The sequence below is a fragment of the Microbulbifer elongatus genome (assembly GCF_021165935.1).
GTDB lineage: Bacteria > Pseudomonadota > Gammaproteobacteria > Pseudomonadales > Cellvibrionaceae > Microbulbifer > Microbulbifer elongatus.
Map to the genome: position 1 here is coordinate 285,674 of NZ_CP088953.1, position 15,042 is coordinate 300,715.

The 15,042-nt window shown below is 57.7% G+C and carries 9 protein-coding genes; 7 read left to right on the plus strand and 2 right to left on the minus strand.

Annotated elements, in window-relative coordinates:
• Nucleotides 1-217: 217 nt before the first annotated feature.
• The 6 genes from tal (at nucleotide 218) to LRR79_RS01260 (ending at nucleotide 9,004) form a co-directional block, all read left to right on the plus strand.
• A complete protein-coding gene (gene tal / locus LRR79_RS01235; RefSeq protein WP_231758626.1) occupies nucleotides 218-1,192 on the plus strand; it encodes a transaldolase in 975 nt (324 codons plus the stop codon).
• The gene (gene xylB / locus LRR79_RS01240; protein ID WP_231758627.1) at nucleotides 1,192-2,685 is read left to right on the plus strand and encodes a xylulokinase; all 1,494 of its coding nucleotides are present in this window, start codon (nucleotides 1,192-1,194) and stop codon (nucleotides 2,683-2,685) included. Before tal ends, xylB begins: the two co-directional genes overlap by 1 nt.
• Nucleotides 2,686-2,724: 39 nt before the next feature.
• Nucleotides 2,725-4,059: a xylose isomerase gene (xylA, locus tag LRR79_RS01245; protein ID WP_231758628.1), complete on the plus strand. Its 1,335-nt coding sequence runs from the start codon at nucleotides 2,725-2,727 to the stop codon at nucleotides 4,057-4,059.
• Between the two features lie 249 nt (nucleotides 4,060-4,308).
• Entirely contained in the window at nucleotides 4,309-4,827 is a 519-nt protein-coding gene (locus LRR79_RS01250; RefSeq protein ID WP_231758629.1) for an RNA polymerase sigma factor, read from the plus strand.
• A gap of 105 nt (nucleotides 4,828-4,932) precedes the next feature.
• Nucleotides 4,933-5,940: a FecR family protein gene (locus LRR79_RS01255; protein ID WP_231758630.1), complete on the plus strand. Its 1,008-nt coding sequence runs from the start codon at nucleotides 4,933-4,935 to the stop codon at nucleotides 5,938-5,940.
• A 241-nt stretch (nucleotides 5,941-6,181) separates the two neighbouring features.
• Complete coding sequence (locus LRR79_RS01260; protein WP_231758631.1) at nucleotides 6,182-9,004, plus strand: TonB-dependent receptor; 2,823 nt, start codon at nucleotides 6,182-6,184, stop codon at nucleotides 9,002-9,004.
• A gap of 25 nt (nucleotides 9,005-9,029) precedes the next feature.
• Here the strand turns inward: LRR79_RS01260 and LRR79_RS01265 are convergent, their stop codons facing one another.
• Together LRR79_RS01265 and LRR79_RS01270 are read right to left on the minus strand one after the other, a co-directional pair.
• Entirely contained in the window at nucleotides 9,030-9,845 is an 816-nt protein-coding gene (locus tag LRR79_RS01265; RefSeq protein ID WP_231758632.1) for a hypothetical protein, read from the minus strand.
• Between the two features lie 249 nt (nucleotides 9,846-10,094).
• Nucleotides 10,095-12,821 (minus strand): TonB-dependent receptor, encoded by a 2,727-nt coding sequence (locus tag LRR79_RS01270; protein ID WP_231758633.1) that lies wholly within the window; start codon nucleotides 12,819-12,821, stop codon nucleotides 10,095-10,097.
• 429 nt (nucleotides 12,822-13,250) lie between these two features.
• Here LRR79_RS01270 and LRR79_RS01275 point away from each other — a divergent pair, with 429 nt between their 5' ends.
• Nucleotides 13,251-14,990 carry a metallophosphoesterase family protein gene (locus LRR79_RS01275; RefSeq protein ID WP_231758634.1) on the plus strand — a complete coding sequence of 580 codons (1,740 nt, stop codon included), beginning with the start codon at nucleotides 13,251-13,253 and terminating at the stop codon, nucleotides 14,988-14,990.
• Nucleotides 14,991-15,042 lie beyond the last annotated feature (52 nt).

Consider the following 15,042-nt stretch of genomic DNA (forward strand, 5'->3'; position numbering starts at 1 on the left):
CGGGGAAATCCTCCGGTACCGAATAGCGCCAGACTATTGGGCAAAAAACAGCCATTGATGTAAACGTTAACAAAATTGAAGGAATGGCTAAAAACTTACCTTTCCAGCTCTGGTAATCCAATTCTGACTAGGGCAGACTAAGCACAAAATGAAAACGTTTACATTTTTCTGTAAGGCCCTCGCCGCACCAAAGTGACAGATGAGAAGTGATAAAAAAATGGACAAACTCAGTCAGTTGCGGGAAATGACCGCCGTGGTTGCCGACACCGGCGACATCAATGCCATCCGCCAGTTCACTCCGCTGGATGCCACCACCAACCCTTCGCTGCTACTGAAGGCCGCGCAGCAGGCGGAATACCAACCGCTGATTGACGATGCCATCACCTGGGCGGCCAAACAGAACGGCAGCAGTGATGAGCAGATTGCCCTGTGTGGCGATCGCCTGGCCACCAAGATTGGCTACCAAATTCTGCAGATTGTGCCCGGCCGCATTTCCACCGAAGTGGATGCGCGCCTGTCGTTTGATACCCAGGGCACCCTGGCCCGCGCGCGCCGCATCATGGACCTGTACGCGCAGATCGGCGTGGCGCCGGAGCGGGTACTGATCAAGGTCGCCTCCACCTGGGAGGGCATCAAGGCTGCAGAAATACTCGAGCGCGAAGGTGTGCACTGCAATCTGACCCTGCTGTTCAGCTTTGCCCAGGCCCGCGCCTGTGCTGATGCCGGCGTCACCCTGATCTCGCCGTTTGTTGGCCGCATTCTCGACTGGTACCTGCAGAATACCGATGCCACCGGCTTTGCGCCGGAAGAAGATCCCGGCGTGCAATCCGTGCGCCGCATTTATCAGTTCTACAAAGAGCACGGTTTTGACACCACCGTCATGGGTGCGAGCTTCCGCAACACCGAGCAGATCGAGGCCCTGGCTGGCTGCGACAGCCTGACCATCAGCCCCAACCTGCTGGCGGAACTGGCCGATGACCAAGGTGCACTGCCCCGCGCACTCACCCCGGCGGCCAACGGTGGCCAGTCCTCCGCGCCGATTGGCGAAGGCGACTTCCGCTTCCAGCACAACGACGATGCCATGGCCCACGACAAGCTCGGTGAAGGTATCCGTAAATTTGTGGTGGATCAGATTGCACTAAAAGAACAGCTCAAGGCCCGTGCCGCTCAGGCGCAGGGAGCACCTGCGTAATGAGCACCACCACGCAAAATGTTTTTCTCGGTATTGATGCTGGCACCCAGAGCCTGAAACTGCTCGCTTACGACGCGGATAAAAAAGAAATTCTGCACGTGAGTGCCGCACCACTGGAACTCATCAGCCGCGAAGACGGCAGCCGCGAGCAGATCGCCGAATGGTGGCTGGATGCCCTGCGCCAGTGTATGAACGAACTGCCAGCCCAGATCAAAGGCCGGGTGCGCGGTATCGGCGTGTCCGGTCAGCAACACGGCTTTGTTCCGGTCAACAGCGCGGGGGAAGTGATTGCGCCGGTAAAGCTGTGGTGTGATACCAGCACCATTGCCGAGTGCGATGAAATCACCGGACGTTTTGGCGGCGTTGATCGTTGCATCGACACGGTGGGCAATCCGATCCTGCCCGGCTACACGGCCCCCAAAATTCTATGGCTAAAAAAGAATAATCCGGAGGCCTACGCAACCCTGGCGCATATTCTTCTGCCCCACGACTACCTGAATTTTTTCCTGACCGGAAAAATCTTCACCGAGTACGGCGATGCCTCCGGCACCGGCTATCTGAATATTCTGCGCCGGGAATACGATCGCGACATGCTTGCGGCGATAGACCCGGATCGCGATCTGCTGCCGCTGCTTCCACCACTGGTAGAAGCCCACAACACCATCGCGCTGGCCGAGAACATTGCGCGGGAGTTTGACCTCCCTGCCGACGTTATGGTCTCCAGCGGCGGCGGCGACAATATGATGGCGGCCTTCGGTACCGGCTCCGTGACCCCTGGTGTACTGACCATGAGTCTCGGCACCTCGGGCACGCTATTCGCCTACAGCGACAAGCCGGCCATCGACCCCAACGGCGAACTCGCCGCTTTCTGTTCCTCCAGCGGTGGCTGGCTGCCCCTGCAGTGCACCATGAACTGCACCGTGGCCACGGAGCGCACCCGCATGGCCCTGGGCAAATCCATTCCGGAGTGTGAACAGTTGCTGGCGGATTCAGCCCCCGGCGCGGACGGCCTGGTGAGCCTGCCGTTCTATAACGGCGAGCGAACCCCCAACCTGCCCCATGCCCGCGCCAGCCTGCACGGCATGAACGACAGCAATACCACCGCGGCCAATCTTTACCGCGCGGCCATGGAAGGGGCGACCTTCACCCTGCGCCGCGGCCTGGATGCCTTCAATCGCGCCGGCCAACAATTTACCGCCATTCGCCTTACCGGCGGCGGAGCAAAAAGCCCCCACTGGCGGCAAATGGTGGCCGACGTATTCAACCTGCCGGTAGAAGTGCCGGCACAACAGGAAGGCGCGGCGTTTGGTGCGGCCATGCAGACGCTGTGGGCCTGCAGCGATGCCGGTGATCTCAACGCACTGATTGCGCAACACCTTGCGGTGGACGAGTCCCTCGGCTGCACACCGGACAGGGAAACCGCGGCAGCCTATCAAACCCACTATCAAAATTTTCTGGATCTGCTCAGTCAGCAGTATCCCCAACTTCAATAAAAATTGATCGCACAAGTTAGCGAATACTGGAGAGAAAACATGAGCAGAAACCTGTTTATCGGCGATAAAGAATACTTCCCGGAAGTCAGCCAGATTCAATTTGAGGGCCGCGAATCCGACAATCCGCTGGCATTCAAATTCTACGATGCCAAAAAAGTCATCGGCGGCAAGACCATGGAAGAGCACCTGCGCTACGCGGTGTGCTACTGGCACACCTTCTGCGGCAAAGGCGCTGATCCGTTCGGCCGCGATACCCAGACCTTTGCCTGGGACGACGCCCCCAATCCCATGGCCGCAGCACAACAGCGTATGGATGCTGTATTCGAGTTTGCCACCAAACTGGGCGTGCCCTACTACTGCTTCCACGATGTCGACATGTCCCCGGAAGGCAGCACCGTTGCCGAAAGCGAAAGCAACCTGTCCAAACTGGTAGAGCTGGCCGCAGAGCGCCAGAAAGCCTCCGGCATGAAATTGCTGTGGGGCACCGCCAACCTGTTCAGCAACCCACGCTACATGAACGGCGGCGCCACCAACCCGGACTTCAATGTGGTTTCCTACGCGGCAAGCCAGGTCAAGGCTGCACTGGATGCCACCGTGGCACTGGGCGGTGAAAACTATGTATTCTGGGGCGGCCGCGAAGGCTATATCTGCCTGCAAAACGCCAATACAAAACTGGAACAGGAAAACCTCGCGCGCTTCCTGACCATGGCACGGGATTACGGCCGCTCCATCGGCTTCAAGGGCACCTTCCTGATCGAGCCCAAGCCCATGGAACCCACCAAGCACCAGTACGACTTCGACGCCCAGACCGTGATCGGCTTCCTGCGCCACTATGGCCTGGACAAGGATTTCGCGCTCAATATCGAAGCCAACCACGCCACCCTCGCCGGCCACACCTTTGCCCACGAACTGCAGATGTGTGCTGATGCCAACATGCTGGGCTCCATCGATGCCAACCGCGGTGATTATCAGAACGGCTGGGATACCGACCAGTTCCCCACCGACATCTACGATGCGGTACACGGCATGATGGTGGTTCTGGAAAACGGCGGTTTCAAAACCGGCGGTCTAAACTTTGATGCCAAGGTACGCCGTGAATCCATTGATATGGAGGATATCTTCCTGGGCCACATCGGCGGCATGGACACCTTCGCCCGCGGCCTGGAAATCGCCAACCGAATTCTCACCGAATCTCCCTACAAAAACTGGAAAGCACAGCGTTATGCCAGCTTCGATAGGGGGAACGGCAAGGCGTTTACCGAAGGTAAATTGAGCCTGACAGACCTGCGTAACCTGGCCGCCGAGAATGGTGAGCCCCCCGCCACCAGTGGCAAGCAGGAGCTGTATGAGAACCTGATTAATCAATACATCTGAGTAACGCTTTAAAACTACTGCGCGGGCGCCTGGCGGCGTTCGGCAGTACTGGAACGCCAGGCCGTTCGGGGTATACATATACCCGAGTACACGACAGTCCCCGCGCGCTGGTGGCCATCACCAGTAACCCGCTTGCTACTCTACCCCGCCTGACCTTTCACATCCTTTTCACAATTCGCTGATAACCTCGGTTGGACACCGCCAGTTAAACGAGGCGGACATAGGTTGGCGCTGGCGAGGATTGTGCCCATGAATGCTGAGGGGTTGGAAAAGGCGGAACAGATCACCACCTGCGACAGTGTGGTAGACCTGATGCCACGCCTGCGCTCCTATGTCGCAGCGCGCACGCCCACTCCCGATCTGGCGGATGACGTAGTGCAGGAGACTTGCCTGCGCACACTCAAACACAAAGATTTATCCCGTGTTACCCACCCCTTCGCCTACATGATTAAGGTCGCGCGCTCGGTGATGTACGAGCACTGGAAAGCGACCCCGGTTACGGATGTGGATATTTCCGCGCTTGAGGTCGAGGACGAGCGCACATCTCTTGAGGAGCAGCACCTGCACCGCGAAAAACTCGCAGCCATGGCTGAAGCGCTGGCGAAGATGCCGCCCCTACGCCGACGTGTGTTTGAGATGCGCCGTGTGCAAGGAATGAGTCGCCAGGACATTGCGGCGGCGCTGGATCTCAACCTTGAGGCGATAAAAAAACACATCAACCGGGCGATGGTGGACATCACCCTGCATGTTGAACAACAGGGTTGGTAGCGCGATTGATGTCCCCGTTAGCGCTTTCGTTACGTCTCTCTACCGGTAAACGTGGCAACGAGGTGCCTGCCCATAAGATTTCCACCCCCGCAAGACATGGTGTTAATGGACAGTAAGATCCTGGAGCAGGCCGCCGACTGGTTGGACCTGGAAGATGAAATGACCAGCGCACAGCAGGAGGCATTTGCGCGCTGGTACGCTGTGCCCACGCACGCTGAAGCCTACCGCGCTGTACGCAGTTGCACCGGGCGAGATGATCTTGCGAAGGCCTTAGCGCTTGCGCAGATGCCCGATTCGCAGGCACCCTCCCGTTCTTCGAAAGCACGTATTTTGCAAACTTCTCAAACGCCTACCAACCGGTGGCCGGAGATAAAAATATCGCTTGCCGCCGCCGCTTGTCTGTTGCTAACGCTATTGCTAATCCATGCGACCAGCGGCCGGGACGTTCCGAACACCGGCACACACATCGCCGCCAGTCCAGAGGATATGTCCACTCGCACGCTGGCGGCTCCAGTAGGAGCCCCCGCTTCCGAGGTACTGGCAGACGGCTCCCTTGTGCACCTCAACGCCGACAGCGCGCTGGATTTCAGCCAGAGCGCCAACGAGCGCCACGTCAGTCTGACCCGCGGACAGGTGTTTTTTCGTGTTGCCCCCGACCGTGCGCGCCCCTTCACCATCGACAGTGGCACTGCCAGTATCCGCGTAGTGGGCACTGCGTTCGACGTGGAGCGCCTGGGAGATTCGGTATTGGTAGCCGTATACGAGGGTATAGTGCAGGTGCGTGGCGACCGTATGGTGGAAATGCGCAGTGGTGAGCGCGTGCAGATACATGCCGGCGTCCTCGGTCCGGTAACACAAAGTGTGAAGGATGTTTCACCGGATTGGCGCTCAGGCTGGCTCGAGGTACGCGGCGAACCGCTGGGACAAGTATTGGCGCGCTTCCAGCGCTATAGCGAGCGCCTTCTACTTCTCGAGGGCGATATCGGCAACGACGTTCGCGTCAGCGGGCGCTTTCGACTGAATGCGCCAGAGGCCTCGCTGCGGTTATTGGCAGAGGCCCACGGGCTCACGCTGTCGTCCTCTGGGGAGGCTTTGCGCTTGCGGTCCCGCTAAGGCACAGCTCTCGCACCGACACCATCGACCGCCGCCAGATTCATCTCCCGGTTATAACGCCGCCCTAGCATGCAAGCTTGGAAATCCGGGCGGCCCGCGTCCTTCTTTAGTGTGAAAGATCATGCCACGGAAACAAACAGGACTGCGCAGGCCGCACCGCGCGGCGCGACGAAACTCAGCTGCCGGCCTTCTTCTCGCAGCGGTGTTACAGATTAACCCCTGCCTCGGCGCCGCACCGATAGTGCGACCGATATCTATCCCTGCCGGCCCTCTGGCAGCAGCACTGGAATCCCTGTCGCAACGTTATGAAACCCCTTTTGCGGTAGACAGCCGCGTGATCGACGCCCGTATTTCCGCCCCACTGAAAGGCTACTTCACTCTGGAGGCAGCGCTGGCGCAGCTGCTTGCGGGCTCCGGCCTAAGGTTCAAACTGTCGCCAGCCGGGGTGATCATTACTGAAGCTGCGCAAGACACTGCGGACTCAGAAATCATTGAGGAGTTCGAGGTCACCGGCATCAGCCACAGGGTGGATACCGGCCATGCGCTCAAACACCAGGCACTGGAAGTGACGGAGATAGTGACCGCGTGGGATATGGCGCACTATCCTGACAGCACTGCGGTCGCGGCGCTGCAGCGAGTGCCCGGGGTGGCGATCCAGCGGGAGTCCGGTGAAGGGCGCCAAGTAAGCCTGCGCGGACTGCGCCCCGACTTTACGCAAGTCACAGTAAATGGCATGCCGGTGCTGGTGGATTCCGACTCCCCGATGGATAGCCGCACCCAGAAGCAACGGGACCGGGCCTTCGATCTAAATGTGTTTTCCGCCGGTCTGTTCGATCGCGCTACAGTACGCAAGTCCTATTCCTCCCGGGAGGCGCCGGGAGGCATCGCCGGCACGGTGGCACTGGAGACAGTGCGGCCATTAGAGGACGGCCCCCACCCTCTGTACCTGTCCGCGAGTGGTGGCTGGAATGAATACGTGGAGGGTGGCGACCAGCAGTGGGCTGCGCAGTGGCGCGAACGCTGGCCACTCGGTGAGGAACAGGAATGGGGACTGGCTCTGGCGTTGTCTCATGATCAACGCGCTCTCGAAGAACGGGGCACCAATACCTTCCGCTGGCAACAAAGCGCAGCGAACGGCGCGGACCTCAGCGCCCTGCCTGACGACGTCCGCGTCGCCTGGGAACGCGGCGACCTGGTGGTGCCTCGCGGCAACCGCCACTCTCTCTGGCGTAATCATCAGGAGCGATATGGCGCGGCGCTAGCGTTGCTATATCAGCGGCAACGGCAGCGGCTGGAGTTGGACCTGCTTTACGGTCGTCTGGACAGCGACCGCGACGAATTCCATCTATATCCCCGAGGCGAGCATTCGACACCGGTGATCCCCGGGCACACTAAAATCACCCAGGCAGAAGTCAGCGACAGCGGTGAACTGCTGTTCGCAGATTATACCCAGGCAGAGATCGCCACCGAGAGCCGCTACCAACATACCTCTACGGATTACCGCCAGGTGGTACTGAGTGGCGACCATGGCCTGAGCGAGCTACTGGCACTTCACTGGCGAGTCGGCTGGCAGGCCTCGGACTTCGATATTCCCGTCAGTCACAAAGCGTACTTGCAGAGGGTGGGGGATGTATCCATCGATTACCGCAGCGACCGCTTCTGGCCCACGATCAAGTATGCCGATGATCTCATGGACCTGAACTTCTGGGCCTTGACGGAAATAGACCTGGAAACCTACAGAGCAGCCGCCGAGTACCAAGACCTTGAGCTGGTTCTTACCCATCGCCCAGCAAATACCTGGACAATAGAGTTCGGCCTGCGCCAGACCCGTTTCCACAGCCGCAGCGATCTACTAAGGCGTAACAACCTGCCCATCGATGGACTGCCCATCTCTTTACACGCAAGCCACCCCACGTGGATCCGAGAGGTCGATGCCCACCCCGCCGCCACCTGGCCCGCTGTCGACGACAACCTTGCGCTGGCTGGAATCGACCTGACACCCTATCAGGGCTTCCGTGGCGAGGGTATTACTGAAGACGACCGCGACGGGGTTTTGGAGCTGCAGCGTGCGGCCTTCACCGCGCTGACATTTAACGGCGGACGGGTACACGCCAGCGCGGCGCTTCGCGCGCTTACTCTAGACACCCGCGTGTACGCCACCACCCGACTTGTCACCGGCGGCATAGAAAAAGTGGATAGCGCCACCGGCGACAACGCTTATAACACTCTACTGCCGAGCGCGAACCTGTCTATAGAGCTCAGCGATACCTGGCAGTTGCGCACCGGTCTATCGCGTAATATTGCGTATCCTTTGCTGGATGATCTTACCGGTACTCCCACGGCGCAGGAAGAGTACGGCACCCTTTTCCTCCCGAACCCGACTCTCTCCCCCTACACATCCGATAATATGGATCTGGAGTTGACCGGCAGTCATGGCGCCGCCGACATCCTCTCTGTGGGTCTATTTCACAAGTCTATTTCCGACTTTATCGTGGCGAGGCAGTTCAACTACGGCGCTGTTGTCGACGACACCACCCCTTTGAACGCACCCCCGACCGAGCCGGTACTCGCGGCGGTGCGTATGGAGAATGCCGAAAACGCGACACTGGCGGGACTGGAGGCCGCTGCAACCCTACGTTATGGCGAGCTCGGAGTCAGCGGGCACTACACCTTCACTGACGGCGAAGTCGACTACTATGATGCGCGCACCGGTACGCGCCTGTTTGCCAAGCCCTTTCCGCACCTGTCGCGACACACCGCGCACGCCGCTCTGTTCTACGAGGGGCGGCGACTCAACGCCAGACTCGCTGCCACCTATCGCGCAGGGCATATTCTGCGAGTCGACAGCCAGACGCTCGCCCAGGAGGATGAAACCGGCTTTCACCCCACTACCCACGTGGACGCTCTACTGGCCTACAAAGCAGGGGCTCACTGGGAGTGGCGGCTGGAAGGCACGAATCTCACCAACACGCGGGTCGAGCAGTACAGTGACTCTAGCGACCGCCTGTACAACACCACCACAACCGGCCGCAGCCTGCGCTTGGCGGTGGTCTACCGCCGCTGATAACTGCGCTAACGGCGTCCCCGCCTCAATACACGTCCAGATAAAAAAGGTCCTGCAGGGTGAGCGCGGGATCCTGCAGATAATCCGGGTTACGGGCACAGGTATTTTCGGTCGCATCGATCACACCGCCAATCACTTGGCCACCATCGACCCGGCATACTGTGCGCTGATGTGGGCGCAATTCACGGGTCAAGGGGTTTTGCGAACCGGGAAACACACTGGCCATCCCCACTTCCGCAAGATCCCTGGTCTGAGGTGACCAGGTTTCACCCGGTCCGCGAGGGTCTTTCCAGTAAAAGCAGTAGTCCCCGCTAAAAAACGCCCAGGCGTCGGCGGAGGCGCGGGCACGCTGATCGTGGTAACTGCCGTGGGAATATTTACCCACATATACCAGCGGATGGTTACCATCCATTTCCGCCATATCCGGCGTGATGGTATAGCGGCCATTGTGCTGGCTATAGGTGATGTGGCGGAGGTTGCCGTCAACGAGATGTACCGATACGTTTTCCCAGTCGTCCACATGGGCACCGCCGAAAGTGGAGCAGGCATTCTGGTTTCCGTAATAAGCCCAGTAAGTGATCAACTGGTGCTCGCGGCCATTCACAGTCTCACCGTAGGTTTCGGTAAATACCGGTGGAGCACTCGCGATGAATGCAGACTTGCTGACACAATCGCCGCTATTGCCACCAGCGGCAGGCCACGTTGGCCAGCACTGCAAGTCGCTACGGAGTTTGAACAATGGGCGGAAATCTTCAACCGTATTACCCGCGGCGGATGCCGCTGTGCCAGCGAGCGAGAGTAGCACTAACAGACAAGACGAAATTAATTGCTGTAGTTTCATGAGGTTTCCTCAAAGATTGGGCTTTATATTTCACGTTTGAGCACCATCGTGCTCAGCATAAAAGACGTCGACAACCCGTGAGAGGTGACACTCCGTTACATGAACTTTTCGCGAATAAAATAAAACACTGGATGAGTCGTCCCCGATTCCCGCACCACTGAAATGCTCGAAAACAAAGGACTCTACTAGAAAATTTGAAAAAAGCCGGCGACACGTTACCGTGCGCCGGCCAAGGAAGGGAGAGACCAATCAGAAATCATAGGTGGCGCCGAGGTAGAGGGTGCGGCCATTGACCGTAGTGTTGTACAGACGATCACTGGAGTCAGAATACTGTTCTTCCCGTTCGTCAGTCAGGTTATTACCCTCGAAGGTCAGTTTCAGCTGCTCTGATACCTGATAAAACGCCGAGAAATCCACGTAGGTCGTGCCGTGGAAACCACGCTCATCTTCTTCGCTGTTACCCGCTTCCACCGTGCTAATGTAGTCACTACGATAAGCCGAAGCCACGCGCGCGCCCCAGCTATCGGCCTCGTAGTAAACTGTAAAATTGCCAGAGTGCTCAGATAAACCGGGAAAATTTTTAAACACATCCTCACCACTGTTGGCGACATTGCGGTACAGAGCCTGGCCATCAGCGTATGTGTAGTTAGTGATTATACCCAGGTTGCTGAACGGCTCAGGCAGAAAATCCAGATCGCGCTGGAACGACAACTCCCACCCACTGATATCACTCTTATCCATGTTCTGCGGCTGGATCACGGTATAGAGGGTATCCGCGGTCTGTGGGCTTCCATTTTCGTCTACAGTGCCGAGAAAGTTGAGTGGATAACCGGTGTCACCATAGCGAATAAGGTAGGTTTCGGTGAGGATAAAGTTGTCGATCGATTTGTCGAAATAACTGATCGCCGCATAGCCGATATTATCGAAATAGTACTCCAGCGAAGTTTCGAAATTAATTGACTCGAATGGCTCCAGGCCCGGATTACCCGCGACGATGCTGAGACCGCGCACGCTGGCGGGATCATTTGTCACTGTACCCGTTGCGCTCAGCGCCCCGAGGGACGGTCGAGTGAGGTTTTTACTGACGCTCGCGCGCCATAACAACTGGTCATTTAACTCCCAGGCAAGATTCACGCTGGGCAGAGTTCCCGAATACTGCTTCGTCACCGCTACGGGTTCGTCATTGAGAGTGCCGTAGGAAGTGATGTCGGTGTCGTAGTGGCGCACACCGGCGTTACCCCGCAGCCACGTTTGCCCGAAGGCAAGCGCGAAATCGTACTGCACGTATGCACCCAGGGTTTCTTCTTCCACGCGATTAACAATATCTTCCCCCGGAATGCTTCTGCTGATTTTGTAATAATCGAGCACATCGTCCACATCAACCGATACCCAGTTCTGGCGCCTGTGCGCGGAATTGGTGTAGACAAAATCTGGATCTACGAGGTCACTCACCGAACCTTCCGACCACTCGTTCTGCAACAGATTGTTGAGCTTGTCGCTGGCTGATCGGTTGCCGAATTCCTTCAGAGAAATACCACTTCGTAGTGTTCCGCCATGATCGAGTGCGTACTCAAGGTCGAACTTGACCGTGTCAAAAGTATTCTCAACCGCATCCTGTGACAGATCGATCTCATGGTAGCGGAAGAGCGAGGCATCTGTGGGGTCGAACCCGTAAGTGTTACTGCCGTAGAAACGGTCGTTGCGGTAGTCGATGGTCATGTCGCCAAAGGTTTCCAGGTAGACCTTGGCGCTGTCGGTTTCGAAATCGCTACTCTGAGAGCCGAGCATGCCTTTCACCAGCAGCACGTCCGAAGCCTGCCAGGTCCCATTCACAACCACCTGGTCGACCGTAGTATCGGCAAACTGATTGCGGCTTTCCGAGTGGATCGCGGTATCTTCAAAACGCGAGAAAATCACCTCGTCACCCGCGTTGTACTCGATCTCAGTGAGACGTGCGCAGGTCGGTTCACCGGCATAGGCGGGACCGGCACAGCCGAGCGCGGTAGAACCATAACCACGGCTCTGTAGGTGAAACTCACCTCTGTCATTTTCCAGTTTACCGTGCAGCACATCCAAGCCGAGATCGATGGTGTCGCCCTTATACTGCAATGCCAGGGTCGTGCCCAGGCGACGCTGGTCATTCTCGAACACGGAGTAGCGACTGCCACGGGAAAATCGCAAGTCTTTATTGTTGATCATATCCTGTTCGTCCGCCGGTAGTGCAGACAGGTCCGAACCGGCAGCGTCCAGCTGGCGCCAACGATAGGTGTTGTACCCTTGCTCGTTAATCGCGCGCTCGCTGGCGGCGATAGAAAACAGCGCACCGAAATCACCCCAGGTATTGGAAACCAGGCCGGCAAAGCGCGGACTGGTACCGTCGCTCAGGGAGTTCTGACCCAACTGACCGCTCCCCACCACTCTGAACTCACCGTAATCAAAAGGTTTGGCGGTAACCAGGTTTACCGTACCGCCAATACCCCCTTCATCCATGCTTGCGGCGAAGGACTTTTTCACGTCTACCTGGTTGAACAGCTCCGCAGCGAAAATATTGAAATCAAACGCTCGGCTGCGGTTGATCGATCCGCGGCTATCCATGGGTGACGACGAAGTACCTAGTGCCTCCATACCATTGAGTTGCACCTGGGTAAAACCCGGACCCAGACCGCGCAGAGAGATCTGCCGTCCCTCACCGCCTTCTCGAGTGATCGCGACTCCCGGAATACGCTGCAGTGCATCCGCCAGGTTAAGGTCCGGGAAATCAGCGATGTCCTCTGCAATAATTGAATCCTGAGTGCCCACCGCTTCTCGTTTCAGATCTTTGGCACGAATCAGACTACCGCGAAAGCCTTCCACTACAATTTCTTCCAGCAGCGCGTCACCACGGCTCGGGGAATCGGACTCCGCCACAGCGCTGGCCGGTGGTAGGCTCGCGAGGACCGCAAGTGCCAGCGCGCTTTTCACAAATTCTTGTCCCATGAATATCTCCGTCAGTTATTGCAAATCTTGTTACTTGATTGACTGCAGTTCATTACACCCAAATAAACTTATGCCCAGGTTGGTTTCACTCTTTTGGATTACGGGCGTGTGCGCTCTGCGCTGTTCGATCGCCCACTAAGAGGGTGGAACGCTGAGAGAGGGGACAGATACTTTTTCCGATTTAGTGAAATTTAACGAAAGCTTCACAGTCTTCCGTCACCGAACGGTGACGTACAGCATCTCCACTTTTGTCCCCTCTTACACAAAAACTCCGTCTGTTATCAATTCAGCCTTACTACTATGGAGGTGAATGGAGGTGAGATGGGAATGATGCGAACCAAGAGAGTGTGCGTAGTACTGGCAGCTATCGCGGTTTATTTGACCGTGTTGATACCACACACGATCGCCGCTGATAACGACGAGATCGAAATGAATAATGCTGGCGTTCCACGTGCATCCGAAACGCAGCAGATCGCCTTTCTCGCTGACATCCACTTGCACGATATCTATGCGGCCCCGGACTCAAGCAACGAAAAATATGAGTGGCCCGTGGATGGCAACAACGGTCGTCACCTGCTGATACGCAGCATGCGTGCGCAACTGCGGTCCACGCGCCTCTTCAATGAAAACTATTTTGTAGTGCGCGCGGCACTGGACGATATTGCGGCACGCGGCATCCACCTGGTGGCTGTGCCGGGCGACTTTAGTGATGACGGTCAGCCGGCAAATGTACGCGCTTTTGCCAGATTGCTAGATGAGTACCGCCATCGCCACGGGATTCGCTTCTTCGTTATCACAGGCAATCACGACCCGGTGCGCCCCTATGCGACTCCCGGAGGCAAGCCGGATTTCCTGAGTGCTTCTGGCTCCGAGATCGCAGTCTACAGTCGAAATCACCCGAGCTGCAGCAGCGCGGATTCTCAGACGGTGGCTTGCGACGATGCACTCGCACAGTGGGGTTACGAGGAAATTATGCATACGCTTTCCCGCCACGGCTTCGCTAAAGATACACAGGACAAGTGGTATGAAACTCCGTTCCCACAACGTGGCTTTGACTGGTGCCACGAAGCATCGGTGAACGAATGTGTCTGGATGCCCGACGCCAGTTATCTGGTAGAGCCGGTGGCCGGGCTTTGGTTGCTGGCCATCGATGCGAACGTTTACGTACCGGCTTGGCAGCGGGGTGTTGATGGCTCTATGGAATTCGCCGGCTCGTCCAACGCCGGCTATGACCTCATGCGACGCTTCAAGCAGCCGGTGCTGGATTGGGTAGCCGATGTCGTGCGCCGGGCAGAGCAACAAGGTAAGCAACTGGTTGCCTTCAGCCATTTCCCTATGACCGGGTTTCACGATGAAGCTGACCCTGACATCCGCGCACTGGTAGGTGAAGACGTGCTCCAGTCGCGCCGAATTCCTTCTCTGTCGGTTACCCAGGCGCTGGCACATTCCGGCTTGCGACTCCATTTCGCCGGCCACATGCACCTGAATGATCTGGCGCAGGTGCGCGCGCAGGATGGAGGTCGACTGGTCAACGTGCAGGTACCAAGCCTGGCGGCGTACCGCCCCGCGTATACACTCCTACAGCTGGAACCATCGGGCCGTGCCAGGGTCCGCACTGTGGCTGTGGATCGTGTGCCCGGTTTCGGCCGTCTGTTCGCCCACTACCGGCGCGAGCGACAGCACCTGTCCGATTCCGGGCAGAAGCCCTGGGATACCAGTATTCTAGCGGCGAAAAGTTACCTCACCTTCACGGAAATGCATCTGCGGGCATTAGTGGAAGACCGCTACCTGCCCCAGTGGCCGAAACCCCTGGTGGCACTACTGGGCACGCATAACATCGGCGCGGCACTGGAAAAAGCGGGCTGCAACCCCGCGCAGCTGGCGGGAGGGATACCGAATCAGATTGCCAAGCTGAAGGGGCAAGAGCTGATCCACGATGTCTACCGTTTGCGCAACGCGGGCCCCCTGGCGAGAATACCGACGCAGCGGCGCCGCTGGTACGTTAGGCTGGCCGGTTCTGTGGAAAACTGCGGCACGGATACCGCCGGGCATAACGTTGCAAATTTGCTCGTCGTACTCTCGCGATTGGCGGCGCCGGAGGCCGACGATTTTCAGATGGACCTACACAGCGGCCAACTCTCGCCGCCCGATCAGCGAACAGTGAAGTAATCCCGCCCCGCTGTCCGAGATGATGTTGCTGACTTAAATTGAGATTCGCGAA

Excerpts from the sequence above, each read along its gene's own strand:
- LRR79_RS01250 (WP_231758629.1), top strand. The coding sequence starts at position 4,309 with ATGAATGCTGAGGGGTTGGAAAAGGCGGAACAGATCACCACCTGCGAC.
- LRR79_RS01265 (WP_231758632.1), bottom strand. The coding sequence starts at position 9,845 with ATGAAACTACAGCAATTAATTTCGTCTTGTCTGTTAGTGCTACTCTCG.
- xylB (WP_231758627.1), top strand. The coding sequence starts at position 1,192 with ATGAGCACCACCACGCAAAATGTTTTTCTCGGTATTGATGCTGGCACC.
- LRR79_RS01270 (WP_231758633.1), bottom strand. The coding sequence starts at position 12,821 with ATGGGACAAGAATTTGTGAAAAGCGCGCTGGCACTTGCGGTCCTCGCG.
- tal (WP_231758626.1), top strand. The coding sequence starts at position 218 with ATGGACAAACTCAGTCAGTTGCGGGAAATGACCGCCGTGGTTGCCGAC.
- xylA (WP_231758628.1), top strand. The coding sequence starts at position 2,725 with ATGAGCAGAAACCTGTTTATCGGCGATAAAGAATACTTCCCGGAAGTC.
- LRR79_RS01275 (WP_231758634.1), top strand. The coding sequence starts at position 13,251 with ATGAATAATGCTGGCGTTCCACGTGCATCCGAAACGCAGCAGATCGCC.
- LRR79_RS01255 (WP_231758630.1), top strand. The coding sequence starts at position 4,933 with ATGGACAGTAAGATCCTGGAGCAGGCCGCCGACTGGTTGGACCTGGAA.